This is a genomic window from Viridibacillus arenosi (genome assembly GCF_001955655.1).
Classification (GTDB): Bacteria; Bacillota; Bacilli; order Bacillales_A; family Planococcaceae; genus Viridibacillus; species Viridibacillus arenosi.
This window is the reverse complement of the sequence record NZ_MSPW01000009.1, coordinates 83,347-108,181: the sequence shown is the minus strand read 5'-3', so window position 1 is coordinate 108,181 and position 24,835 is coordinate 83,347. Positions and strand designations below refer to the sequence as shown.

At 36.2% G+C, this 24,835-nt stretch carries 21 protein-coding genes and 1 riboswitch; of the genes, 18 read left to right on the top strand and 3 right to left on the bottom strand.

Annotated elements, in window-relative coordinates; translation table 11 throughout:
* Nucleotides 1-81: 81 nt before the first annotated feature.
* From BK137_RS15845 to BK137_RS15830, 4 genes are all read left to right on the top strand, one after another.
* Complete coding sequence (locus BK137_RS15845) at nt 82-2,472, top strand: bifunctional diguanylate cyclase/phosphodiesterase (protein ID WP_051448561.1); 2,391 nt, start codon at nt 82-84, stop codon at nt 2,470-2,472.
* A 78-nt stretch (nt 2,473-2,550) separates the two neighbouring features.
* Nucleotides 2,551-5,061, top strand: a complete 2,511-nt coding sequence (gene secA / locus BK137_RS15840; RefSeq protein ID WP_038179692.1) for a preprotein translocase subunit SecA — start codon at nt 2,551-2,553, stop codon at nt 5,059-5,061.
* A 151-nt stretch (nt 5,062-5,212) separates the two neighbouring features.
* A protein-coding gene (prfB, locus tag BK137_RS15835; protein ID WP_143691067.1) for a peptide chain release factor 2 occupies nt 5,213-6,314 on the top strand; the annotation gives its coding sequence in 2 pieces (ribosomal slippage) (nt 5,213-5,287 and nt 5,289-6,314; 1,101 coding nt in all).
* Between the two features lie 144 nt (nt 6,315-6,458).
* Nucleotides 6,459-6,836, top strand: coding sequence for a YhjD family protein (locus BK137_RS15830; protein ID WP_038179688.1), 378 nt, complete (start codon nt 6,459-6,461; stop codon nt 6,834-6,836).
* Here the strand turns inward: BK137_RS15830 and BK137_RS15825 are convergent.
* Nucleotides 6,814-7,305 (bottom strand): competence protein ComK, encoded by a 492-nt coding sequence (locus tag BK137_RS15825; RefSeq protein ID WP_051448560.1) that lies wholly within the window; start codon nt 7,303-7,305, stop codon nt 6,814-6,816. The two genes, BK137_RS15830 and BK137_RS15825, sit on opposite strands and share 23 nt — an antisense overlap.
* 185 nt (nt 7,306-7,490) lie before the next feature.
* Here BK137_RS15825 and BK137_RS15820 point away from each other — a divergent pair, with 185 nt between their 5' ends.
* The 12 genes from BK137_RS15820 (at nt 7,491) to BK137_RS15765 (ending at nt 21,934) form a co-directional block, all read left to right on the top strand.
* Nucleotides 7,491-7,739 carry an IDEAL domain-containing protein gene (locus tag BK137_RS15820; RefSeq protein ID WP_412104673.1) on the top strand — a complete coding sequence of 83 codons (249 nt, stop codon included), beginning with the start codon at nt 7,491-7,493 and terminating at the stop codon, nt 7,737-7,739.
* A 355-nt stretch (nt 7,740-8,094) separates the two neighbouring features.
* Entirely contained in the window at nt 8,095-10,077 is a 1,983-nt protein-coding gene (uvrB, locus tag BK137_RS15815) for an excinuclease ABC subunit UvrB (RefSeq protein ID WP_038179679.1), read from the top strand.
* Nucleotides 10,078-10,082: 5 nt separating this feature from the next.
* On the top strand, nt 10,083-12,950 hold the full coding sequence (gene uvrA, locus BK137_RS15810; protein WP_038179866.1) for an excinuclease ABC subunit UvrA: 2,868 nt from the start codon (nt 10,083-10,085) through the stop codon (nt 12,948-12,950).
* 78 nt (nt 12,951-13,028) lie between these two features.
* Nucleotides 13,029-14,240 carry a DUF4097 family beta strand repeat-containing protein gene (locus BK137_RS15805; protein ID WP_038179676.1) on the top strand — a complete coding sequence of 404 codons (1,212 nt, stop codon included), beginning with the start codon at nt 13,029-13,031 and terminating at the stop codon, nt 14,238-14,240.
* 213 nt (nt 14,241-14,453) lie between these two features.
* Nucleotides 14,454-15,140, top strand: coding sequence for a cell division ATP-binding protein FtsE (gene ftsE / locus BK137_RS15800; protein ID WP_038179675.1), 687 nt, complete (start codon nt 14,454-14,456; stop codon nt 15,138-15,140).
* Complete coding sequence (gene ftsX / locus BK137_RS15795; RefSeq protein ID WP_038179673.1) at nt 15,130-16,014, top strand: permease-like cell division protein FtsX; 885 nt, start codon at nt 15,130-15,132, stop codon at nt 16,012-16,014. The genes ftsE and ftsX overlap by 11 nt, the downstream gene beginning before the upstream one ends.
* 40 nt (nt 16,015-16,054) lie before the next feature.
* Nucleotides 16,055-17,350 (top strand): murein hydrolase activator EnvC family protein, encoded by a 1,296-nt coding sequence (locus BK137_RS15790; protein ID WP_038179671.1) that lies wholly within the window; start codon nt 16,055-16,057, stop codon nt 17,348-17,350.
* A 202-nt stretch (nt 17,351-17,552) separates the two neighbouring features.
* Nucleotides 17,553-18,209, top strand: a complete 657-nt coding sequence (locus BK137_RS15785) for a hypothetical protein (protein WP_038179669.1) — start codon at nt 17,553-17,555, stop codon at nt 18,207-18,209.
* Entirely contained in the window at nt 18,206-18,781 is a 576-nt protein-coding gene (locus BK137_RS15780; protein WP_038179667.1) for a peroxiredoxin family protein, read from the top strand. Before BK137_RS15785 ends, BK137_RS15780 begins: the two co-directional genes overlap by 4 nt.
* Before the next feature lie 79 nt (nt 18,782-18,860).
* The gene (locus BK137_RS15775) at nt 18,861-20,291 is read left to right on the top strand and encodes a S41 family peptidase (RefSeq protein WP_038179666.1); all 1,431 of its coding nucleotides are present in this window, start codon (nt 18,861-18,863) and stop codon (nt 20,289-20,291) included.
* Between the two features lie 223 nt (nt 20,292-20,514).
* Nucleotides 20,515-21,684: a PDZ domain-containing protein gene (locus BK137_RS15770; protein ID WP_038179665.1), complete on the top strand. Its 1,170-nt coding sequence runs from the start codon at nt 20,515-20,517 to the stop codon at nt 21,682-21,684.
* Nucleotides 21,685-21,703: 19 nt separating this feature from the next.
* Nucleotides 21,704-21,934, top strand: a complete 231-nt coding sequence (locus BK137_RS15765; RefSeq protein ID WP_179078280.1) for a CsbA family protein — start codon at nt 21,704-21,706, stop codon at nt 21,932-21,934.
* A 342-nt stretch (nt 21,935-22,276) separates the two neighbouring features.
* Nucleotides 22,277-22,384: riboswitch (SAM riboswitch) on the bottom strand.
* Nucleotides 22,385-22,467: 83 nt separating this feature from the next.
* Here BK137_RS15765 and BK137_RS15760 read toward each other — a convergent pair.
* On the bottom strand, nt 22,468-22,776 hold the full coding sequence (locus tag BK137_RS15760; protein WP_038179663.1) for an AzlD domain-containing protein: 309 nt from the start codon (nt 22,774-22,776) through the stop codon (nt 22,468-22,470).
* Complete coding sequence (locus BK137_RS15755; RefSeq protein WP_038179662.1) at nt 22,776-23,483, bottom strand: AzlC family ABC transporter permease; 708 nt, start codon at nt 23,481-23,483, stop codon at nt 22,776-22,778. The genes BK137_RS15760 and BK137_RS15755 overlap by 1 nt, the downstream gene beginning before the upstream one ends.
* Before the next feature lie 70 nt (nt 23,484-23,553).
* Here BK137_RS15755 and BK137_RS15750 point away from each other — a divergent pair, with 70 nt between their 5' ends.
* Entirely contained in the window at nt 23,554-24,108 is a 555-nt protein-coding gene (locus tag BK137_RS15750; protein ID WP_038179661.1) for a helix-turn-helix domain-containing protein, read from the top strand.
* Nucleotides 24,109-24,177: 69 nt separating this feature from the next.
* A complete protein-coding gene (locus BK137_RS15745; protein WP_038179659.1) occupies nt 24,178-24,798 on the top strand; it encodes a TVP38/TMEM64 family protein in 621 nt (206 codons plus the stop codon).
* Nucleotides 24,799-24,835: the final 37 nt, after the last annotated feature.

Sequence of the window (24,835 nt, the reverse complement as noted above, 5' to 3'; positions counted from 1 at the left end):
AATATTTGTATTGCAATATTTTTTCCATGTAATAAAATAGGTATAGATTAGTTCTAATGTATTATTAGGTGAGGTGTGTTAGTGGTTAAAAAGTTTTGGTTAAATGAAATAAGTTTTACTTGGAAAGTTTTGGTTCCTATGTTAATCGTCGTACTTTCTTTTTTTATACTTACTGCAACTTACACATATTCGAATACAAAGAAAATACAATTACAACAATTGGAAAAAGAACTTTCACTTGAAATTCAAAGTATCGAGAAGCAATTTTCAAATGAGTTATTTCAGAAAAGATTGATTGCCGAGCGTATTGGTGAAAAAAAAGAAGTAGAAACGTACATACAAAAAGCACATACACATAACAATGTGCAATTTCATAACTTAAATAATTCTGTACAGAAATTATTAGATGATGCTAAAAGTAAGAGTAGTTATATTGATCATATATGGATTACTGATGCTTATGGAGAATTTATGATAGGGAATTCAGGATTGTTGGCAGAGGATATGATTGGTATAAAAAAACGTCCTTGGTTTACACTAGATACAAAAAAAGAAGGAGTTTTTTATACAAAACCCTATCAAGATGAACATACGAAAACGAGTACAATCAGCGTCATTTATCCATTTTCCACAAATGATAAGAGGTTAGGCTATATAGGCATTGATATGGCTTTAAATAATCTTTTACCTACCGCTAAATCAGGTGGGATTACGGGTCAAAATATTGTTCTCTTCTCTTCAGATGGACATGTATTATTCGATGAAAATCAAATGTGGCCATTATTTAAAAAAGAGCATATTCCATTGAACATAAGCTCACCAGTTTCTATTGATAAAGGTGATTATTATGTCGAATTACGTAAAGTGAGTAATAGTGATTGGAAGATGGGGGTTTATGTTCCCGAAGAGAAAGTTTTAGCACCTTTAAAAGATTTCCAAAAGAGAATTATTTTTTTTTGGTTGGTCGCTATTCTTATTTTACTTTTTGTCATTAAGGCCGTGATGACTTATTCAATGAAAGATTTTAATTCCGTAGTTGACCAATTAAAGCAAATTGAAAAGGGAGATTATACAAAAAAACTCAAAATTCAACGTCGTGATGAAGTAGGAAGAATAGCAGATGCAGCTGAACATATGGGGAAACAAATACATAAGCAGATGGAAATTTTGAATTTTCAAGCAAGCTTTGATATGCTAACTAAACTACCAAATCGCTCTTCCATCGAGCGTCGAATAGATGTCGGAATTCGTCATTGTCGCTTGCAAAATGAAGAAATGACTGTCGCTTTTATAGATGTTGATAATTTCAAAGATGTAAATGATACACATGGCCATGCTTATGGTGATGAGTTATTAATTCAAGTTGGGCAACGAGTGCAAACGAGGCTAAGTAACAGTAGTTATCTAGGTCGCTTCGGTGGAGATGAATTTATTTTATTACTTAAAGCGAATTGCGAAGTTAGTCGACAAAATCTAAACGAAATACTATTGCTATTCAATGAACCATTCAATTTGAACGGTCATGATGTATATGCAACTGCTTCTATAGGAGTTGCAATATATCCGACAGATAGTATAACAAGGGCAGGATTATTAGTGAAGGCTGATACTGCTCTTTATGAAGCGAAGAAACAAGGGCGGAACCAGGTTGAATTTTTCAAAGGTGAGATGCAAGAAAGTTTTGAAAAGAAAATGCGTCTAGAGGCTGGATTACGGACAGCGCTTGAAAATAATGAATTTGAGTTATTTTATCAACCGCAATTAAATGTTTCCTTAGGGTATATGGCGAGTGCAGAGGCCTTAATTCGCTGGAATCATCCAGAATGGGGAATGGTGTCACCTGATGAATTTATCCCTTTAGCAGAGAGTTCTGGCCATATACGTTCGATTGGTGCTTGGGTCATTGATGAAGGTATTAAGATGGCAAAAACGTTAAAACAACATTATCCTAGATTACATCGAATCGGTTTAAATGTTAGTTCGGTACAACTAAGGGAACGGAATTTTGTAGAGCAAGTAAAAATGGCGATTGAAAAATACAATATTGATCCTTCTTTAATTGAACTAGAAATTACAGAATCTGTTGTCATCGATCGTTTAGAGGAAACAATTGAAAAACTTTCAGCGTTAAAAAAATTAGGAATTGCTCTTGCTTTAGATGATTTTGGGACAGGCTACTCTTCACTAAATTATTTGCGTCGTTTGCCAATTGATCGAGTAAAGCTAGATCGATCGTTTATTCAAGAAATGGATGAGGATCCTAAAAAGGCAACAATGGTGCATTATATTATTGAAATGGCACATAGTTTAGGACTGAAAGTTGTAGCGGAAGGTGTCGAAACAGAGAAGCAAATGCAGATGTTAAATATGCTGCAAGTAGACAAGGTACAAGGGTATTTTTATAGTAGACCTATAACGCAAGAAGGACTTTTCACATTTGTAGATGAAAAATATGGAGAAATTCAATTGTAAAATAACTAGGGTTCATTTGCACTAAGTATCAAATCAGTGTTAAAATGAACTTTGAGACTATATGGGATGTGAAGATAAATGCTTGGCATATTAAATAAAGTTTTCGATTTTAATAAACGTGAAATTAAACACTTATCAAAAGTTGCAGATGCTGTTGAAGCGTTTGCTGGACAAATAGAGAAATTATCTGATGAAGAATTGAAGGCGAAAACAGAAGAATTTAAAGAACGCTATGCAAATGGTGAAGATTTAGATTCGCTTCGTCCTGAGGCATTTGCCGTTGTTCGTGAAGGAGCTCGCCGTGTTTTAGGTATGTTCCCATTCCGCGTACAGCTTATGGGGGGCGCAACCCTTCATGAAGGTAATATCGCCGAGATGAAAACGGGTGAAGGTAAAACGTTAACTTCTACTTTACCTGTGTATTTAAATGCGATCACTGGTAAAGGTGTTCATGTAATTACGGTCAACGAATACCTTGCAAGTCGTGATGCTGCTGAAATGGGTAGACTATATGAATTCCTTGGCTTAACTGTAGGTCTGAACTTAAATAGTTTATCTAAAGATGAAAAGCGCGAAGCATATAATTGTGATATTACTTACAGTACAAACAATGAGTTAGGATTCGATTACTTACGTGACAACATGGTTCTTTATAAAGAAGAGCGCGTGCAACGTCCACTTTACTATGCTGTAATTGATGAAATTGACTCTATCTTAATTGATGAAGCGCGTACGCCTTTGATCATTTCTGGACAAGCTGGAAAATCAGCTCAACTGTATAAACAATCAAATGCATTTGTACGTACTTTAAAAATAGAAGAAGATTATACGTATGAAGAACAAACAAAAGGTGTTACATTAACCGAGAAAGGTATTGAAAAAGCTGAAAGTGCATTCAATATCGACAACCTTTTTGATTTAACACATGTCGGTTTAAACCATGCTATTAACCAATCGCTAAAAGCACACGCTTCAATGCATCTTGATGTTGACTATGTCGTTCAAGATGGGGAAATTGTTATCGTTGACTCTTTCACTGGTCGTTTAATGGATGGTCGTCGTTATAGCGATGGTCTTCACCAAGCGATCGAGGCGAAGGAAGGTCTTGAGATTCAAAATGAATCCATGACAATGGCAACGATTACGTTCCAAAACTACTTCCGTATGTATGAAAAATTATCTGGTATGACAGGTACAGCGAAAACAGAGGAAGAGGAATTTCGCAACATTTACAATATGCAAGTTGTGACAATTCCAACAAATAAACCGATTGCTCGTGATGACCGTCCTGATTTAATATACGCTTCTATGAAAGGCAAGTTTGAAGCTGTTGCAGATGATATTGCTGAACGCCATAAAAATCAGCAACCAGTTCTAGTAGGTACTGTTGCTATTGAAACATCTGAATTGATATCGAACTTGTTAACAAAACGTGGCATTCCACATGAAGTATTAAATGCGAAAAACCATGAACGTGAAGCTGAAATTATTGCAGAAGCAGGTTCAAAAGGTTCAGTTACAATTGCAACAAACATGGCTGGTCGTGGTACAGATATTAAATTAGCTGATGGCGTATTAGATATTGGTGGTTTAGCTGTAATTGGTACTGAACGTCATGAATCTCGTCGTATCGATAATCAGTTACGTGGTCGTGCTGGTCGTCAAGGTGACCCTGGTGTGACTCAGTTCTATCTTTCTCTTGAAGATGAATTAATGCGTCGTTTCGGTTCTGAAAATATGAAGAATATGATGACTAAACTAGGCATGGATGATTCTCAACCAATTCAATCTAGTATGGTATCTCGTGCAGTAGAATCAGCGCAAAAACGTGTTGAAGGTAACAACTTCGACTCTCGTAAGCGTCTATTACAATATGATGATGTTATGCGTCAACAACGTGAAATTATCTACAAAGAACGTTACGAAGTACTTGAAACGGACAATATGCGTGATTTAGTTGAAACGATGATTGATGAAGTGTTAGTGAACACAGTAAATGCATATACTTCTTCAGACTCGGAATCTGATTGGAACTTAAAAGCAATCGAAGACTTCGTTTCTGCGAATTTATTACCTGAAGGGGTTATTACTGTTGAAGATTTACAAGGTAAATCAGTTGATGATATCCTAGATGAAATTCGTAAAGAAATTAAAGCACACTATGATGAAAAAGAGGCAGAGCTTTCACCAGAGCGTATGCGTGAGTTTGAGAAAGTAATTTTACTTCGAGCAATTGACTCTAAATGGATCGATCACATCGATGCTATGGATCAATTACGACAAGGTATCCACTTACGTGCATACGGTCAAACTGATCCACTTCGCGAATACCAACAAGAAGGTTTCGAAATGTTCGATGCTATGGTTGAAGCAATCCGCGTAGATGTTGCAAAATATGCGATGAAAGCTGAAATTCGCAGCAATTTAGAACGTGAAGAAGTGGCGAAAGGCCAAGCTGTTAACCCAAAAGAAGACGGCGAAAAAGTGAAGAAAAAACCAGTCCGCAGCAAAGATGCCAACATTGGTCGTAATGATTTATGTCCATGTGGAAGCGGTAAAAAATATAAAAACTGCCACGGTGCAGTATAATAAAGCCTTATTATATGATTAAATGAATAGGTGGCAACTAACAAAACATGGGGGGATTTTATCCTCTCATGTTTTATGCCGTCCTAAGGGGTAATCATTTAGGCAAAGATTATTGTGAAATAATCAAACCAAATTTGGAGGAATACAAAAAATGTTTGAATTAGCAGACGTGCGTAACGAGTTAGACAATTCAGCTAAGAAATTAGCGGACTTCAGGGGGTCTCTTTGACTTAGAAAACAAAGAGGCACGAATACAAGAATTTGACGAATTAATGCTTGAACCAGAATTCTGGAACAATCAACAACAAGCACAAAATATTATTAATGAGTCAAAAGGCTTAAAAGAAGTTGTGAATGAATATAAAGAATTAGAAGATACACAAGAAAACTTAGAAATGACACTAGAATTATTACGTGAAGAACCTGATGAAGAATTACAAGATGATTTAACGGTTGAGTTAAAAGAATTCGTAGCACGTTTAAAAGAATTCGAACTACAGTTATTGTTAAGTGAACCTTATGATAAAAACAACGCAATCTTGGAACTTCACCCGGGCGCTGGTGGTACCGAGTCGCAAGATTGGGGTTCAATGTTATTGCGTATGTATACGCGCTGGGCTGAAAAACGTGGCTTTAAAGTAGAAACAATGGATTATTTACCTGGCGATGAGGCCGGCATTAAGTCAGTTACATTAGCTATTAAAGGACATAATGCATATGGCTATTTAAAAGCTGAAAAAGGTGTTCACCGTCTTGTACGTATTTCACCTTTCGATTCATCAGGTCGCCGTCATACTTCATTCGTATCATGTGACGTGATGCCAGAATTTAACGATGAAATTGAAATTGATATCCGTACAGAAGATTTGAAAATTGATACGTACCGTGCGACTGGTGCAGGTGGTCAGCATATTAATACAACTGACTCCGCTGTTCGTATTACCCACACACCAACAGGTACAGTTGTTCAATGTCAGGCTGAACGTTCGCAAATTAAAAACCGTGAAAAAGCAATGGGTATGTTAAAAGCGAAGTTGTATCAATTGAAAATTGAGGAACAACAAGCGGAATTAGATGAAATTCGTGGAGAGCAAAAAGAAATTGGCTGGGGTAGTCAAATTCGTTCATACGTATTCCACCCATATTCAATGGTAAAAGACCACCGTACAAGTGCTGAAACAGGAAACGTGCAAAATGTTATGGATGGTGACATTGATCAATTTATCAATGCTTACTTACGATCTAAACTTTAATTTAACTATGAAAAGCCATTCGACGGAGTAATTCGTTGAATGGCTTTTTTGCATGTAAAAAGGGTATGTTTCCTACTTGCAATTTCTTATAAACGTAGTAAAATACAAAGTAAGAACAAATGTTCCTATTTTGGAGGTGGAAGCATGTCGCGTATCCCAAATGAAGCTCTTGCGGTGCTTGAAACAGTTATTTACTTACCAATGGTACTATCCATTTTCGAAAGAGACTGTAAAGCATTTGAACAAGGAACATTCAAATTGAAGCGGCCATATATCGATTTAGTGCATGAAGCGATGAAACAGGTGCAAAGTGAATTACATGCAGCTCATCAATATTTGCAAAAAAACCGGCTTAAAATTATGCGAGGAAATCGTGATGAGTTATTTTCTGAATACATCTTTATATACAATAATACTGAAGAATATCGTCGGTATTCTAATATTCGATTACGTAACCGAGTAGAAGAACTGTTAACATTTTATTTAACACAAGTCCAATTTAAAAAAGAGAAGGACGTTTAATCTCGAAACGTTGTTGTAAAAAGTATGCCATTGCTAGTTGAGTTCTCATTGTGATGACTGATACGTCTACTTCAACATCTTGTCCGTTTTTAAAAGACACAAGACTTTTTGATGGACCAGCATCTTCAAAAAACTCAATTGCATGCATAGCAAACCAAACATTATAATGCGAATTAGGCGATAAAGTTGGCATGAAAATACAAGGTGTACCATAATCATAAGCAACGACAATAGGGAGTTTATGGCGTGCACCAAGATATTCTTTTGACTTGTTCGTAGCAAGCTTAAAAGAAGTACCATAGTCAGAGCAAGATTTATGTATTACTCTAGATGGCCTTGCATCTACAAGAAATTCCCTCTCCTTTTCAACTACTCTTGTGTAAATGTGATTACCCTCGAAAACTGGCATAAGGGCAAATGTACTAAAAGACAATGTGAAATTCGATAATTTCGTCAGTTTTTCATCCAATATTTGTTCCTCCCTCCGAATGATAGTGAAATTAGTATAATTTCACTATCATTTTAACTATAATTGGTATAAAGTGCAACGGTAAAATGGAATATATAATTATAATATCCTATATATTACCTTTAATATAAATTAAGATTGCTTATTTATCTGAAATTTCTTATAATAGAAAAAAGGCATTCGAGGTGAGATCGTTGGATAAATATTATTCCTATACCGATTTTCTAAAAGCTCTTGGACGAACTGACAACACGAATAATGCTGAAAAATTGTTAGATACGATCTATTTAGATTTGTTTTTAAACCATGTACATCGTGCACAAACGGAAGAGTATCTATTAGCTTGCATTGACTCAGCCCTAGATGAAAGAAATGAAGTCGCCTTTTATCAATACGCAAAAGAATTAGAGAAATTGCAGACAAGCGCCGGATAAGCATTGTTAGATAATTAATGATAATAGAAATACTAGTATAAGTTTCGAGCTTATACATAGAGAATTTCAACATAGAAGAAGATCGTTCCTATATTGGAACGATTTTTTTGTTGATTTAATATCATTGGAAATAAGTAAGTGTAAACAGCATTGAGTGGACACATATAAACTTGTTTTTAAATTGAATTATCGATAGTAAAAGAAATGAGTAAATCTATAATGATAAATGCCTCGGTAGTACAATAATTGGCAAAACAATGAAACTAGTTTCGAAAAACATATGTTCGCTTATTGCTCGATATTTCCAATTTGCTATGGTAAAATATATGTAATTAGTAACAAGGAGGACGTGGCTATGGTTCAGGCATTTGATTTACATTCACCATACAAGCCAAATGGCGATCAGCCAGCAGCAATAGCAGAGCTTGTAGAAGGTATCCGTCAAGGTAAACAACACCAAACCTTACTAGGAGCAACGGGTACAGGTAAAACATTTACAATTTCCAATGTTATAAAGGAAGTCAAAAAGCCGACCCTTGTGATTGCTCATAATAAGACACTCGCGGGTCAATTATATAGTGAATTCAAAGAATTTTTTCCAAATAATGCAGTAGAATATTTCGTCAGCTATTATGACTACTATCAGCCAGAAGCTTATGTACCACAAACCGATACATATATCGAGAAGGACTCTAGTATTAATGATGAAATTGATAAGTTGCGACATTCAGCAACATCTTCATTATTTGAAAGAGAAGATGTTATCGTCATCGCATCTGTTTCTTGTATTTACGGTCTCGGTTCACCAGAAGAATACCGAGAAATGGTGTTGTCTATCCGAACAGGGATGGAAATCGAAAGGAATCAATTGTTACGTAAACTTGTAGATATTCAGTATGAACGTAATGATATTAATTTCACACGCGGAACATTTCGAGTACGCGGTGATGTTGTTGAAATTTTTCCAATATCTAGGGACGAGAGATGCTTGCGTGTAGAATTTTTCGGTGATGAAGTAGAGCGTATTCGTGAAGTTGATGCGTTAACAGGAGAAATTCTTGGCGAACGAGAGCATGTCGCTATCTTCCCTGCATCCCACTTTGTTACGCGAGAAGAAAAAATGGTCAAAGCCATTGAGAATATTAAAGATGAATTGAAGGAACAACTTGAGAAACTTCGAGAGGAAGATAAGTTACTCGAAGCTCAACGCTTAGAACAAAGAACAAATTATGATTTAGAAATGATGAGCGAAATGGGCTTCTGTTCAGGAGTAGAAAACTATTCTCGCCATTTAACACTAAGACCAGCAGGTGCAACACCATACACATTATTAGATTACTTCCCAGAGGATTTTTTGCTAGTAGTGGATGAAAGTCATGTTACATTACCACAAATCCGAGGAATGTATAACGGTGACCAAGCGCGCAAAGGTGTTTTAGTTGATCATGGATTCCGCTTACCATCAGCACTTGATAATAGACCGTTAAAATTTGAAGAATTTGAGAAACATGTTCATAACGCAATTTTTGTTTCTGCTACACCAGGACCTTATGAATTGGAACATACACCTGATATGGTAGAGCAAATTATTCGTCCAACTGGTCTTCTTGATCCTGAGATCGAAGTACGACCAATTGAAGGTCAGATCGATGATTTAATCCATGAAATTAATTTACGGACTGAAAAAAATGAGCGTGTATTAATTACAACATTAACGAAAAAAATGTCAGAAGATTTAACGGATTATTTAAAAGAAATAGGGATTAAAGTACAGTACTTACACTCAGAAGTTAAAACGTTAGAGCGAATTGAAATCATTCGTGAATTGCGTATGGGAATATACGACGTATTAATCGGAATTAACTTACTTCGTGAAGGTATTGATATCCCTGAAGTATCTTTAGTTGCCATACTGGATGCAGATAAGGAAGGCTTCCTACGTTCAGAGCGTTCGCTCATCCAAACAATTGGACGTGCAGCACGTAATTCGAACGGTCACGTTATTATGTATGCCGATCGTATGACGGATTCGATGACAAAAGCAATCGACGAAACAAATCGCCGTCGTACAATTCAAGCTGACTACAATGAGGAGCATGGCATTACGCCAAGAACCATTCAGAAAGAAATTCGCGATGTAATTCGGGCAACACAGGCAGCCGAAGAACAAGAAACATACGTAACAAAAGTAATGAAGGGTAAAAAGCTAACAAAGCAAGAAAGAGAAACACTTTTACTTTCATTAGAAAAAGAAATGAAGGATGCCGCAAAAGCGCTCGACTTCGAACGTGCTGCAGAGCTTCGTGATACAATCCTGGAACTGAAAGCGGAAGGATGAAAAAATTGAAAAATCAAGAAATTATCGTTCAAGGTGCACGTGCAAATAATTTGAAAAACGTAGATGTTAAAATCCCGCGAGATAAGCTCGTTGTTATAACTGGCTTATCGGGTTCTGGAAAATCCTCTCTCGCATTCGATACAATCTATGCAGAAGGTCAAAGACGTTATGTGGAGTCCTTATCTGCATATGCTCGCCAATTTCTAGGGCAAATGGACAAACCAGATGTTGATGCAATCGAAGGTCTCTCACCAGCTATTTCTATTGACCAAAAAACAACAAGTCGCAATCCACGTTCAACGGTTGGAACAGTCACAGAAATATATGACTATTTGCGCTTATTGTATGCACGTGTCGGCAAACCGATTTGCCCAAATCATGGCATAGAAATTACGTCACAAACTGTAGAGCAAATGGTGGATCGTCTTGTGCAATTTCCTGAACGTACGAAAATGCAATTGTTGGCTCCAATGGTTTCAGGGCGTAAAGGGACACATGTGAAACTTCTTGAAGACTTGAAAAAACAAGGGTATGTTCGAGTTCGTGTCGACGGAGAATTACGTGATTTAGATGATAATATTGAATTAGACAAAAATAAAAAGCATAGTATTGAAGTAGTCATTGACCGTGTTGTTTTAAAAGAAGGCGTGGAAGCTCGTTTAAGTGATTCTCTTGAAACAGCACTTAGATTGGCAGAAGGTCGTGTAATGGTTGATGTTATGGAGCATGAGGAGCTTCTATTCAGTGAGCATCACGCTTGTCCAATCTGTGGCTTTTCAATTGGCGAATTGGAACCAAGAATGTTCTCGTTCAACAGTCCTTTTGGTGCATGTACAAAATGTGATGGGTTAGGAACAAAATTAGAAGTAGATCCTACGCTTGTAATACCTGATTGGAGTCGTTCATTAAATGATAATGCGCTAGCACCTTGGGAACCAACAAGTTCACAATATTATCCTCAACTGTTAAAAGCAGTTTGTGACCATTTTGACATCGATATGGATATACCAGTTGAAGAAATACCGAAAGATAAGATGGATAAAATTTTAAACGGTTCTGGCACGGAAAAAATCCACTTCCATTATGAGAATGACTTTGGTAATGTTCGGGATCAAGATATTATTTTTGAAGGTGTCCTACGTAATATTGAAAGACGCTTTCGTGAAACAACTTCTGATTATATCCGTGAGCAAATGGAAAAGTACATGGCACAGCAACATTGCCCATCATGTAAAGGATACCGCTTAAAACCTGAGACATTGGCGGTTAAAGTTGATAGCAAACATATTGGAGAAGTGACGGAGTATTCTATTAAGGATGCATACGTTTTCTTCTCGACACTTTCACTTTCTGAGAAGGATATGCAAATTGCCCGCCTGATTTTACGTGAAATACTAGAACGTTTAGGTTTCCTCGTTAACGTTGGGCTCGATTATTTAACATTAAGCCGAGCTGCAGGAACATTATCTGGTGGGGAAGCGCAGCGTATTCGCTTAGCAACTCAAATTGGATCGCGCTTAACAGGTGTTTTGTATATTCTTGATGAGCCATCTATTGGATTGCATCAAAGAGACAATGACCGTTTGATTGATACACTAAAAAACATGCGTGATATTGGTAACACATTGATTGTCGTAGAGCATGATGAAGACACGATGCTTGCGGCTGATTATTTAATTGATGTTGGTCCAGGAGCTGGTGTACATGGTGGAGAAATCGTAGCTGCTGGAACACCTGCTCAAGTTATGAAAGATAAACATTCATTAACTGGGCAATATTTAAGTGGCAAAAAGTTCATTCCACTTCCAATTGAACGTCGTAAGCCAGACGGACGTTTCATTACGATAAAAGGCGCTAAAGAAAATAATTTAAAAAATGTTAAGGCGGATATTCCACTTGGTTTATTTATTGCTGTAACTGGAGTTTCAGGATCAGGGAAAAGTACGCTAATCAATGAAATTCTCTATAAATCGCTAGCACAAAAACTGAACCGCTCTAAGGTGAAGCCAGGTGAAGTGAAAGAAATTACAGGTATCGAACAGCTTGAGAAGGTAATTGATATCGACCAATCACCAATAGGTCGTACACCGCGTTCAAATCCTGCGACATATACAGGTGTCTTTGATGACATTCGTGATGTATTTGCAACAACGAATGAGGCGAAAGTGCGTGGCTATAAAAAGGGTCGCTTTAGCTTTAATGTCAAAGGCGGACGCTGTGAAGCTTGTCGTGGTGACGGAATTATTAAAATTGAAATGCATTTCTTACCTGATGTTTATGTACCGTGCGAAGTATGCCATGGTAAGCGTTATAATCGTGAAACATTAGAAGTAAAATATAAAGACAAGAGTATCGCCGATGTTTTGAAAATGACCGTTGAAGACGCAGTGGCATTTTTCACAAACATACCTAAAATTTCACGTAAGTTACAAACAATTGTAGATGTCGGTTTAGGCTATATGGAACTTGGCCAGCCTGCTACAACATTATCAGGTGGGGAAGCACAGCGTGTAAAATTAGCGTCTGAGTTGCATAAACGCTCAAATGGTAAGTCCATTTATATATTAGACGAACCGACTACGGGTTTGCATGCAGAAGATATTGCACGATTATTGATAGTATTACAACGTCTAGTTGAAAGTGGTGATACTGTGTTGGTAATTGAACATAATCTGGATGTTATTAAAACAGCTGATCATATAATTGATTTAGGTCCAGAAGGTGGCGATAAAGGCGGTATGATTATTGCAACTGGAACACCTGAAGAGGTAATTAAAGTGAAAGAATCTTACACAGGACATTATTTGAAGCCAATTATAGAACGCGATCGAGCACGTATGGATAAAGTATTGACAACAGCTACAAATAAGTAGAGACAAATATTCTAGGTATATGAAACTTTTTCCATGAAATTTCGTAAATAATAGTAATAAGTAGAAGGAGGCCGAAAAATGCAAAGTGAGCGTAAACGCATTTTAACATTGCTTGAAAATGGCACCATTACAGCACAAGAGGCAATATTACTACTAGAAGCATTGGAAAATAAAACAGCTACTAATACATCAACTGGAGCGAATTTTACAAATTCCAGCCAAACTGAAATGAATCAACAAGTAGAGCAATCACAACCTGAAAGAGAACAGAAACAAACAAATTATGATGACTTCTTTGAGAAAAAAGAAGAACCAAAACAACAGTCATCTAAACAAAAATCTACTTCAGAGCAAGAATTCTTTGAAGAAATTAAACAAGATTTCTCGCAATTTAGTGCAAAGTTTATGGACTTCATGAATACGGCTGTCTCAAAAGTCAAAGACATTGATTTTGACTTTTCATTTGGTGAAAAAAACGCATTCGAACAGCGTTTTGATCTAGATAATGCGGACTTTTCACATATTAGTGTAGATATTCCGAATGGTCAATTGCAAATTAAACCTTCTGTTGATGCAACTGTATATGCAGAATGTCGAGTGCGTCCTTCAATTGTTCGGTCGGGTGAAGATATACAGAAGGAATTTCTCGATAAATTTATCTTCACTAACGATCAAGGGAAACTACGCATTATTAGTGATTTGAAATCGATGCGTGTTGATATCGTCCTATATGTACCGATTAGACAATACGAAGCAATTTCAGCGAACTTATTTAATGGTAGTTTTGTATTAACTGATTTGGATGTCAGTAAACTGAAGGTTAAAACAAAAAATGGTCTGATCGATTGTGAAAGATTCGCATTTAAGAGTGCAGAGCTAGAAACTGCTAACGGTGCTATTAAAGTGAAGGATGTTGCAGGAGAAGACCTTGAAGCCGAGACGTTAAATGGCCAAGTGTATATTGACGGTGCAATTCGAGATATTGAAGCGAAATCTATCAGTGGCCATGTTGTTGTGACTACTCGTGCAATTGATGCGACAAGAATGAAAGCACAAACCGTTGCAGGTGCTGTGGAACTTTATATTCCAAGTACATTGTCACTAGAGGGAGAAGTTTCTTCGAATCTAGGTAAAATGGATGTTCAATTGTCAGATGTTCAATATCGCAATGAGCATGAGCAATTTTTACAAAAATCGGTGCGCTTCTCTAAAAAGTTACCGGATGTTTCAACATTAACGATTGATGGTGAAACTAAAACAGGATCTGTCGTTGTTCGATATAATTTGTAATATAAAATAATTTTTAGCGAAGGAGATTTTATCTCCTTCGCTTTTTTAATACATATTTATGATTAATTCGCTATTACAGCAAATTTTTTTTGTAACAAGCTAGAATTGGAAATTCAATTTAAATGAAATGAAATTGTAATAGTAGACAGGCTATTCAATGATATAATAGCTATTATAATAGAGTAGGGTTTATAGAAAATAGGTGGTAAAAAAATGATCGAAATGAAGAATGTTTACAAGAAATATCCGAATGGAATAGTAGCAGCGAATGGATTAAGTATTAAGTTTAATCAAGGCGAATTTGCTTATATTGTAGGACCTAGTGGTGCTGGAAAGTCGACATTTATCAAAATGATGTATCGAGAAGAACGAGCTACATCTGGGGATGTTATCGTAAACGGTATGAATTTGACGACATTAAAAAACAAAGAAATACCTTATCTCCGTCGACAAATTGGCGTGGTGTTCCAAGATTTTAAATTGTTACCGATGCTAAATGTCTATGAAAATGTTGCATTTGCTTTGGAAGTAATTGAAGAACAACCGGCTACGATACGTAAACGTGTCATGGAAGTTTTAGATTTAGTTGGATTAAAACATAAAGCTCGAATGTTTCCGAATGAATTATCTGGTGGAGAGCAACAACGTGTGTCAATTGCGCGATCGATTGTGAACGTGCCGAAAGTTGTCATTGCTGATGAGCCTACTGGAAACTTGGATCCTGAGACATCTTGGGATATTATGAATCTTTTTGAGGAAATAAATGCACGTGGAACAACAATTATTATGGCAACACATAACAAAGAAATTGTTAATACAATAAGACGTCGTGTTATCGCTATTGAGGGCGGATTGATTGTTCGTGATGAAAATGGAGGTAGTTACGGCTATGAAATCTAGAACTATAAGTCGCCATTTCCGTGAAAGTATAAAATCGATAGGTCGTAATAGCTGGATGACAGTAGCTTCTGTCTCAGCAGTAACGGTCACACTATTAATAGTTGGCGTATTTATCATGATAATGATGAACTTGAATAAAATTGCTACAGATCTAGAAAATGATGTCGAAATTAAAGTACTTATTGATTTAGAAGCGGATCAAAAAGCTGAGGATGCTTTACAGAAACAAATTAAAGAGTTTTCAGGTGTAGATTCTCTTAAGTATTCAACAAAAGAAGAAGAACTTAATCATCTTGTGAAAGACTTTGGAGAAGATTTAAGCTTATTTAAACAAAGTAATCCGTTACGCAACGTCATCTATGTAAAGGCTAGTGACCCGCAGAAAACGGCTACAGTAGCCAATGAGATAGACAAGCTCGATAATACATATGAGGTATTATACGGTAAAGGTAAGATTGAAAAGTTATTTAACTTTTTAAATATTAGTCGAAACGTAGGTATTGGTTTAATCGTGGCGTTGCTATTTACAGCAATGTTCCTAATCTCAAATACAATTAAAATTACAATTGTAGCAAGAAGAAAAGAAATAGAGATTATGAAATTAGTAGGGGCAACAAACTGGTTTGTACGTATTCCGTTTATTCTTGAAGGTATGTGGTTAGGCCTACTAGGTTCTATCATTCCAATGACGGTTGTAACAATTTCATATGTGAAATTACATAGTGTATTGCAACCAAAATTACAAGGTGAAATGTTCCAGCTATTAGATGTAACGCCATTTATTATCCAAGTAGATTTATTAATTTTGATAATGGGTGTATTTATCGGTGTTTGGGGAAGTTTCATGTCCGTACGTAAATTCTTAAAAGTATAAGTCATCCAGATATATTAATAGAAACAGAGGGGGTTATTAGTTGAAAAAGCAGTTTAAAAATATTTTATATGTCGTTACAGCAACAGTATCTTTATCATTGGTTATTCAACCAATAGCGAATGCTGAATCACTAAATGATTTAAAGTCTAAACAGCAAGAATTAGATCAAAAGAAATCGAAACTTAATTCCAACATAAATGAAAAATCAAGTAAGATTAAGTACAACAAATCAAAGCAAGAGAAAATCAATAAACAAATCCAAAAGCTTGATAACAAGATTATCAAAACGGATGAGAAGATTAGTATTGTAAAATCAACAATTGCTCAAACAACTAGTGAAATTGAAGATTTACAAACTTCTATCAAAGAATTAGAAACGAAAATTGCTGAACGTGATGCATTATTGCAAGAACGCGCGCGTGCCATTCAAGAAGGTGGCGGTTCAATTAATTATGTTGACGTTCTATTTGGTGCTAGTAGTTTTGTAGATTTAATTGACCGTTTTTCTGCAGTTAACACTTTATTAGATGCAGATCGTAAAATTTTGCAAGAACAAGCAGATGATAAAAAAAGCTTAGAAGAGCAACAGAAGAAACTTGAAGAAAAACGTCAAAAACAAATTGACAATCGTGATCGATTAGAAGACCTTAAGAAATCTTTGGATTCACAAAAATCAAGTAAAAATAAGTTAATAGATGCTTTAGAGCGTGAGCAATCAAAACTGAAATCTCAAAAAAAATCACTTCAGAAAGAGTATTCTGAAGCGATTAAAGTAAGTAAAAAAGTTCAGAAAGAAATTCAAAATGAGCAAGCGCGTCTAGCTGAACGAGCACGTAAAGAAGCTGCGGCGAAAGCGAGTGCTAAATCAGCACATGTATCAAATGTTGGCAATGTTGGCGAATCAGATAATATTCCAACAGTTTCAAGTGGTACATGGACAAGACCGACAACTGGTACTGTTACATCTAATTTCGGCTGGCGTGATATAGGTTCAGGTCCAGAAATTGATTATGGTATCGATATTGCAAATAGTGTGGGTACGCCAATCGTAGCAGCAGCTGATGGAGTAGTCTTCCGCGCAAGTCCTTTATCTACATACGGTAATGTAATCATGATCACTCACTCAATTGAGGGGAAAACTTTTACAACTGTGTATGCTCACTTAAGTGGTTATAAAGCAAAAGCTGGACAATCTGTTTCTAAAGGTGAAGTAATCGGTTATATGGGACAAACGGGTCGTGCATTCGGAAGTCACTTACACTTCGAACTTCATACAACAGCTTGGCAAGGACAAAAAGTAGGGGCAGTTGACCCACGTCGTTATATTTCATTCTAATCAGGTTAAATAAAAGTCGTCTGGAAATCGGTAAATTCACCGACTACAGGCGACTTTTCTTTTAGGGATAAAACGATTTTAAATAGAGCTTAATACTGTAAAAACCAGTCCAGTCATCAATTAGCAAAACAAAAATCTTGTATTCTAGTATGACAGCCATTAACATACGGTGTAGGGTATATAATGGGAGTAGGTGTGAACTTTGTCAGTAACAGAATGGTATACTATACGCGGAGTGACATTACCGACATCGTGGGTTTCAGTTCTTATCGCGTTTACTTTGGTAGGAATTATTCTATGGTGGCGTTATGGCAAAAAAGAAGCAAGTGTATATGCGGATCATGCTATATTTTTTATTTTAATCTGGAAATTTAGTGTCATTGTCACAGATTTGTCGTTGGTGATAAAACAGCCTTTAATTATACTATTCTTTAACGGTGGCACGATGGGCTTTTACATAGCGATAGTTGCAACTTGTATTTCTATATTCCGTCAATTGAAAAAGAATGTATTTGCAGCTTCTCAATTACGTACATTAACAATGGCATTTATTTTAACGCAAAGCGTGTATCAAATTGCAATGGCCATGCAAAATGATGGTCTCTCATGGCAAAGGTGGCTGACGGTTGTAGCCTTTATCATTTGGTTACTCATAGCGATAAAAAATGGTCTCAATCAGGATATTTGGCGTAAGCAACTCATCATTTTATTTAGCTTATCACATATAATGATCGCATTATTACAGCCAGATGGTTTTTGGCAGAAATCATTAATGGCAACTTTCATATTTAGTTTGTTTGTGTTACTTGTCCATTTCTTAAAAGATAAAAGTCGTAAACAGATGGAGGCTTCCTCATGAAGAAAAAAATATTTGCGTTGCTAATAATTGCAGCGATGATTGGAATTGCGGTCACTAATTTTGTGAAAACGAAAGTTGCTGAAGAGCAAAAAGTAGATACGAGAGCAACCATTGTAGAGGACAAATTAGGTGTTAAAAGTGGCTTAGCAATTGGTGAGTTGGCACCAGATTTTGAATTAGAAACATTGGAAGGAAAAAAAGTAAAGCTATCGGATTTTCAAGGGAAAAAGGTTATATTAAATTTCTGGGCATCTTGGTGTCCACCTTGTAAGGCAGAAATTCCTCATATGCAAAAGTATTACGAGAAATTTGCAAAAGAAGATAATTTTGAAATCGTGGCAGTCAACTTAACAAGTCAAAAAGAAACAATTAAGTATGTGGAAAAATTTGTTAAAACGTATGAAATGACTTTTCCAGTATTATTAGATACTGAAGGCGAACAAATGAGAGCATATGAAATTTACACGATTCCAACGACTTATTTCCTTGATACGAAAGGAATTATCCAGAAGAAGGTAATTGGCCCTGTCGATCAGGATAGTATGCGGGAAAGTGTTAAAGCGTTAAATTAATAAAGAAAAATCCACTTTTTGATAGTGTTAATCCTATGAAATCATTCATAAACTGAATGGATAGAAAGGGGTAGACATGATGCGGAAGAGTTGGATTTTTCTTTTTTTTATAGTATTGCTAGGTGCTACAGGAATGTATGCAGTATCAAAAATGCAGGGGGCCGAACCTTCAAGTGCAAAAGTGAGTAAGTTAGAAAAAATTGATGAGGCTTTTAATTTAATTAGAAAAGAGTCAGTGCATGAGACTTCAGAGGAACAGCTAGTTGAAGGGGCAATTAAAGGAATGGCGAGTTCACTGGGAGACCCATATAGCACTTATTACACAAAGGAAGAAGCTAGAATGCATAAAGAGTCGTTATCTGATTCCCGTGTTGGTATCGGGGCAGAAATAACAGCAAGTGATGGCCGGTTTATTATTGTTTCACCTGTTAAGGCATCTCCAGCTGAAAAAGCAGGGCTGAAACCTTATGATGAAATTGTACAAGTAAATAAAGAACGACTAGAAGGTAAATCTATGGCTCAGCTCTTGGCTCTTATTCAAGGAGAAGAGGGCACAACAGTAAAAATGACTATTTTCAGACCTTCAGAAGACAGACACATTGAAGTTTCAATGAAAAGAGCAGCTATTTCCATGGAAACTGTGCATAGTGAAATTTTACAAGCCGATGATAATCTAATCGGATATGTGTCCATTTCATTATTTGGTGAAAAAACTGCAGAAGAATGGCAAAAGCATACGTCTTCTTTAATGAAACAAAAAATCTCAGGTCTTATTATTGATGTGCGTAGTAATCCAGGTGGTTATTTACGCAGCGTTGAGCAAGTGATAGCAAGTGTTGTAAAACCAAGCTCTACATATGCTTTTATGCAAAATGCAAAGGGTGAGCTTGAGCCGCTTTTAACTGATGAAAAGAGAGCGAAATTAAATTTTGATGCACAATTAAAAAAGGTGCCGATTGTATTACTTCAAGATGAAGGAAGTGCTTCTGCAAGTGAAGTTTTAAGTGGGGCATTAAAAGAATTAGAGCGAGCTACTATCGCAGGTGTAAAGAGCTTTGGAAAAGGTACAGTACAAGAAACGTGGCCATTATTAAATGGTGGTGAATTAAAGTTATCAACGCATAAATGGCTAACACCAGATAAAGAATGGATTCATGGTAAAGGAATAGAAGCAACATTGCATGTAGAGCAAGATGATTTATATCATATGGAATTGCCACCACTAACAGGTAGCTTCCAAGAAGGAGATTTTAATGAGCAAGTAAGATATGTACAAGAAGTATTATCGAAAATGGACTATAAATTAGAACGAACAGATGGTTATTTTGATCGCCAAACAGCCGAAGCAGTTCTGTTATATAGAAAGACAAAGAAATTAGCACAAGAACCTATTATTAATGAATCATTCTTTTCAGCATTACATAAAGAAATGGTAGAATATAAAGGTAGCAATGAAAATGACCATCAATTACAAATGGCTATCGGGTATATGCTGAAAAATTTAAAATGATGAATTTAAAAGCAATTTATTTGTAAAAAGTAGTTAATAAAAAAGCTTGAGCCTTATAATTTTTAGAAATGGCCCACCTTTACAAGCTTTTTTCTTATATTTCACCCAGAATAGGCTCTTATTATGAAATATAATCCAAATACCACTACGTTTTCAAACATTCGTTTGATACAATTAAAAAATAGACAAACTACTAGATACACTACGGAAGGTGATACGGAAAATGTACTTAGATATAATAGTAGAGCTTGTAAAAGGCATTGGCCGTTTCTTTTTAAATCCAATTCTATACATTGCCATTATTTTTGCCATATTACTAGGCTATCGACGAGTAATTACAGAGCGTAAATCATTTAATACAAGGATACGCTGGGGCTGGACAGAAACGCTTTTCTTGTTAAAAGATGGATGGCTATTAGCACTTGGCATATCGATAGTAAGCATTGCAATTGGATTAGTTGTACCATTTGAATATTTAGTGTTATTCAGTTGCGCTAGTATCATTTGTATTTTAACTTTTTATTATTATACAGCTTCAGCGGTTTATCCCTTCGCTATAGCTTTCGGTGTTATTTGGTATTTATCTGCGAATGACAAGTCTTTTGATTTTTTAGGATGGACGTTTTCTGGAGAATCGATGGACTTAGGTTTATATGTAGTTATACCAGCGTTTATCGGTTTACTCTTATTAGCTGAAGGTATACTCATCTACAAGCATGCAAAGAATTTTGCTTCACCAAGATTAGAAAAGTCTGAGCGTGGAATGCCGGCCACTACATATTTAGTGAAAAGGTTATGGTTGTTACCAATCTTCTTCGTTATTCCTGGTGGTTTAATACAAGAATATATACCATATTGGCCAAAATTTACGATGTTTGATTCTACGTTTTCAATTATATTAGTACCAGTTGTGATTGGATTTCAGCAGCGCACACGTAAAACATTGCCTGTTCACTTTTATCCTCGAATGGGGAGAACCATTATCTCATTAGCTATAATTGTGCTAATAGGAGCAGGCATTGCATACAAGGTAACTGTTCTTGGCTTTATCGCTGTTTGTATCGCTGTAGGTGGGCGTGTATTAATTTCGGTTATATATGCTTGGACCGAGCGAAATGCAGGCTATGCGGTAACTCCGCGAGATTCTGGTGTAGTTATTGCCGCTGTCTTACCAGGATCTCCTGCACAAGCGATGGGATTACAGGTGGGCGAATGTATACGTAAGGTGAATGGTCTTGAAGTGCAGAAAGAAGAAGAGTTATACGAAGCGTTGCAAATAAATGCTGCGCACTGTCGTATTGAAGTATTAAATCATGAAGGCGAAGTTCGCTTGCGACAACATGTTATTCATCGACATGATCATTACAAAATCGGTCTACTCGTCGTAAGATAAAGGAGAAAAAATAGATTCTATGGTTACTAAAGTAATTTTAGCGCTGTTCATTCCAGGATTACTCGTCGTATTATTTACACGTATCACATTCGGTCATTATGTAGCTTTAGCGTTATCTGTAGCGCTTATTGCAGCTTCAGTTTATGCTGGTTTTACACATACAACTTTTTTATATGTCATTGATGCATTTTCATTGACAGTTGGCTTTTGGTATGCCACGCGCATGATGAATCGCAAAAAAGAACAATAAGAATAAAAAAGAAAGCCCGATTTGTCGAATGAGACAATCGGGCTTTTGCTTTGCCAGGAAATGACCTGAATGGAATGTGAGCTACGAATGAGTAGTATTAATAAATATATTGCTCGAATGAGAGCGGAAAGAATAGTTAATACAAATGGGTAACAACTAAATTAAATGACTATACTCGAATGGGAGTGAATGAATAGATTTTCTCGCAAATGGGCGATACTCAAATGAGAGTTTCTTAGCAAACAATTGAGATCATCAACCTTCTTTATTGAACGAAAAGAGCCTATTGCTCCTTTACCAGAAAGAAAACAATAGGCTCTCAAATATATACGAACCATCTCGTTCTCATCTTTCAAGCAAATGATGCTTGTAGGAATTGGCACAGTGTTCATACGCGAATCTGTTGCCGAGACTTCATAGGGCCTGTCCCTCAGTCTCTCTGGATAAGAAAGTGATATTACTATGTAATTGTTGTAAGAATTATATATTACTATATACTGCATTGAACGAAAAGTCAAATAATTTAGAAAAAACTAAAAGAAAAAACTGTAAATTGATAAAATGGCAATAGCACCAATTACAACGATGATCACATTAGCACCTGCAAATGCGATGACAAAAGCAGTTACAGTTCCAACTAAGCCGAATAAAATATCGCCCTCTTTAATCAGTAGTATTGCTGGGAAAATCATTGCACCTAAAATTGCATAAGGGATATTTTGTAAAACACCTGAAATAATAGGGGGTAATTCTTTTCCCTCTAAAAATGTTAACGGAATTGCGCGTGGAATATACGTCACAAGTGCCATACCAATAAGCATCCACCAGTACCAAGAACCCATTACACAAAACCTCCTTTACGTTTTGCACGATTTGCATAAACGATTTCAACTGTTATTGAAGAAACAAGAGCAGCAACTAATAATGCCCAGCCAGTTGATAAAATTTGTGTCCAGTAGAAAAAGCAGTTAATAACTGCAGCTAGTAAAGCGAGCATAACTACTTTACGATTACCCTTCATAGAAGGAACTAAAAGGCCGACAAACATAGCATATAGAGCAATCCCCATGGCGACTTGCAAAAAGGCTGGTAAATTTGCACCTATTAAGTGACCAACTGCTGTGAAAACAACCCAGCTCCCATATGCAACGAGCATTACACCGACACCAAATGAAGTAGGTAGCTTTTCTTCTTTTCGTGTTGCAAGTACAGAAAATGATTCATCAGTTACCCAAAAAGCATAGATGGATTTTTTCCATTTTGTTTCGGATTGCATCTTTTCATTTAGTGATGCCGTCATTAAAAAGTGACGGATATTTACGACAAAAGTATTAAGAACAATCAGTAAAGGATCTGTCCCTGTTGTCAATAAATTTAATGCTATATACTGTGAAGCCCCAGCGTAAACGAGTATACTCATAGCCGTTGCTTCAATCATTGACAGACCAGTTGTTTTTGCGAGCAAACCAAATGTCAGTGCAATTGGAAAGTAGCCGATCGCAATACTAGAACCTGCCTTCATACCAGCTGAGAAGCTAAGTTTTTTCATGTTTGGTCCTCCATTGAAATGTTTAATAAAGTATACAACTGTATGATAAAATATACAAGAGGTGAAATTTATGGAAGAAATAAGCCGTAATTTAGGAAAACAATTGAAGAAAATCCGTCATCAACGTTTGCTGAGCTTAGATGATATGGCTAAATTAACTGATGTAAGTAAAGGTCAGTTAGCACAAATGGAAAAAGGAGAATCCAATCCTACTGTGTCGACGATTTGGAAAATTGCCGCCGGTTTACGCATTTCATTTTCAACATTATTACAACAGCCGAAGGAGCAATTTTTAAAAATAAATAGTGCAGAAATGCCATTTGTCACGGAGAACGAAGGAAAATATCGCGTGTATTCTATTATTCCTTATGACCCTGAACGGGGATGGGAACTCTTTAAAGTAGAAATGGATCCGGGATGTAGTCATAAGAGTGATGCACATACTGATGGGGTAGAAGAAACCATAACGGCTATAAAAGGACAAGTAGTTGTCGAAGCTGGTGATATGAGTGAAACCTTAAATGTCGGTGATACGCTCGTATTTAAAGGACATCAAATCCATCAATATACGAATACAGCAGATGAAATGACTGTCCTGCACTTTATATTACAATATAAACAGTAACTTTTAAGTAGTGCTCATCCCTCAATTGGGATACCTACAAGACGCTATTTGTTAGAGAGGGAGAAACATATGCCTGACTGGTTAACGTTAGAAAATTTTCATGAATTAGCAAAAGAATATAGATTATTTGGCACACTTCTAGGTATATTACTGCCACTTATTGAATCTTTCTTACCATTCCTTCCACTAGCAGCATTTGTCGTTGCAAATGCCAGTGCATATGGGTTATGGATTGGTTTTCTACTTTCTTGGAGCGGAGCGGTGTTAGGATCATATTGTGTATTTTTGATCGTAAGAAAATATGGGCAAAGTCGATTATTGAACTACGTAACAAATCGTGCTACGGTGAAAAAATTAATTCATTGGGTTGAACTGAAAGGGTTTACTCCGTTATTTATTTTGCTATGTTTTCCTTTTACACCTTCAGCGCTAGTTAATATTGTCGCGGGCTTATCCAATTTAAAGCGCCATCATTATTTATTTACAATAATGGCTTCAAAACTTGTTATGATTTTCGTTATTAGCTGGATTGGCTCAGATTTAAAAGCGCTAATAACAGATCCTATCCGTACTGGTATAATCGTTATATTGATAGGGGTTATGTGGTGGGGTGGAAAAATGGCTGAAGGACATTTAAATGCAAAAGTAGAAGAAGATATGAGAAGAGCTTCCCGAACGAATAAAAAGTGAAGTAATTTGCCACTGTTCTATTTATAATATAAAATAG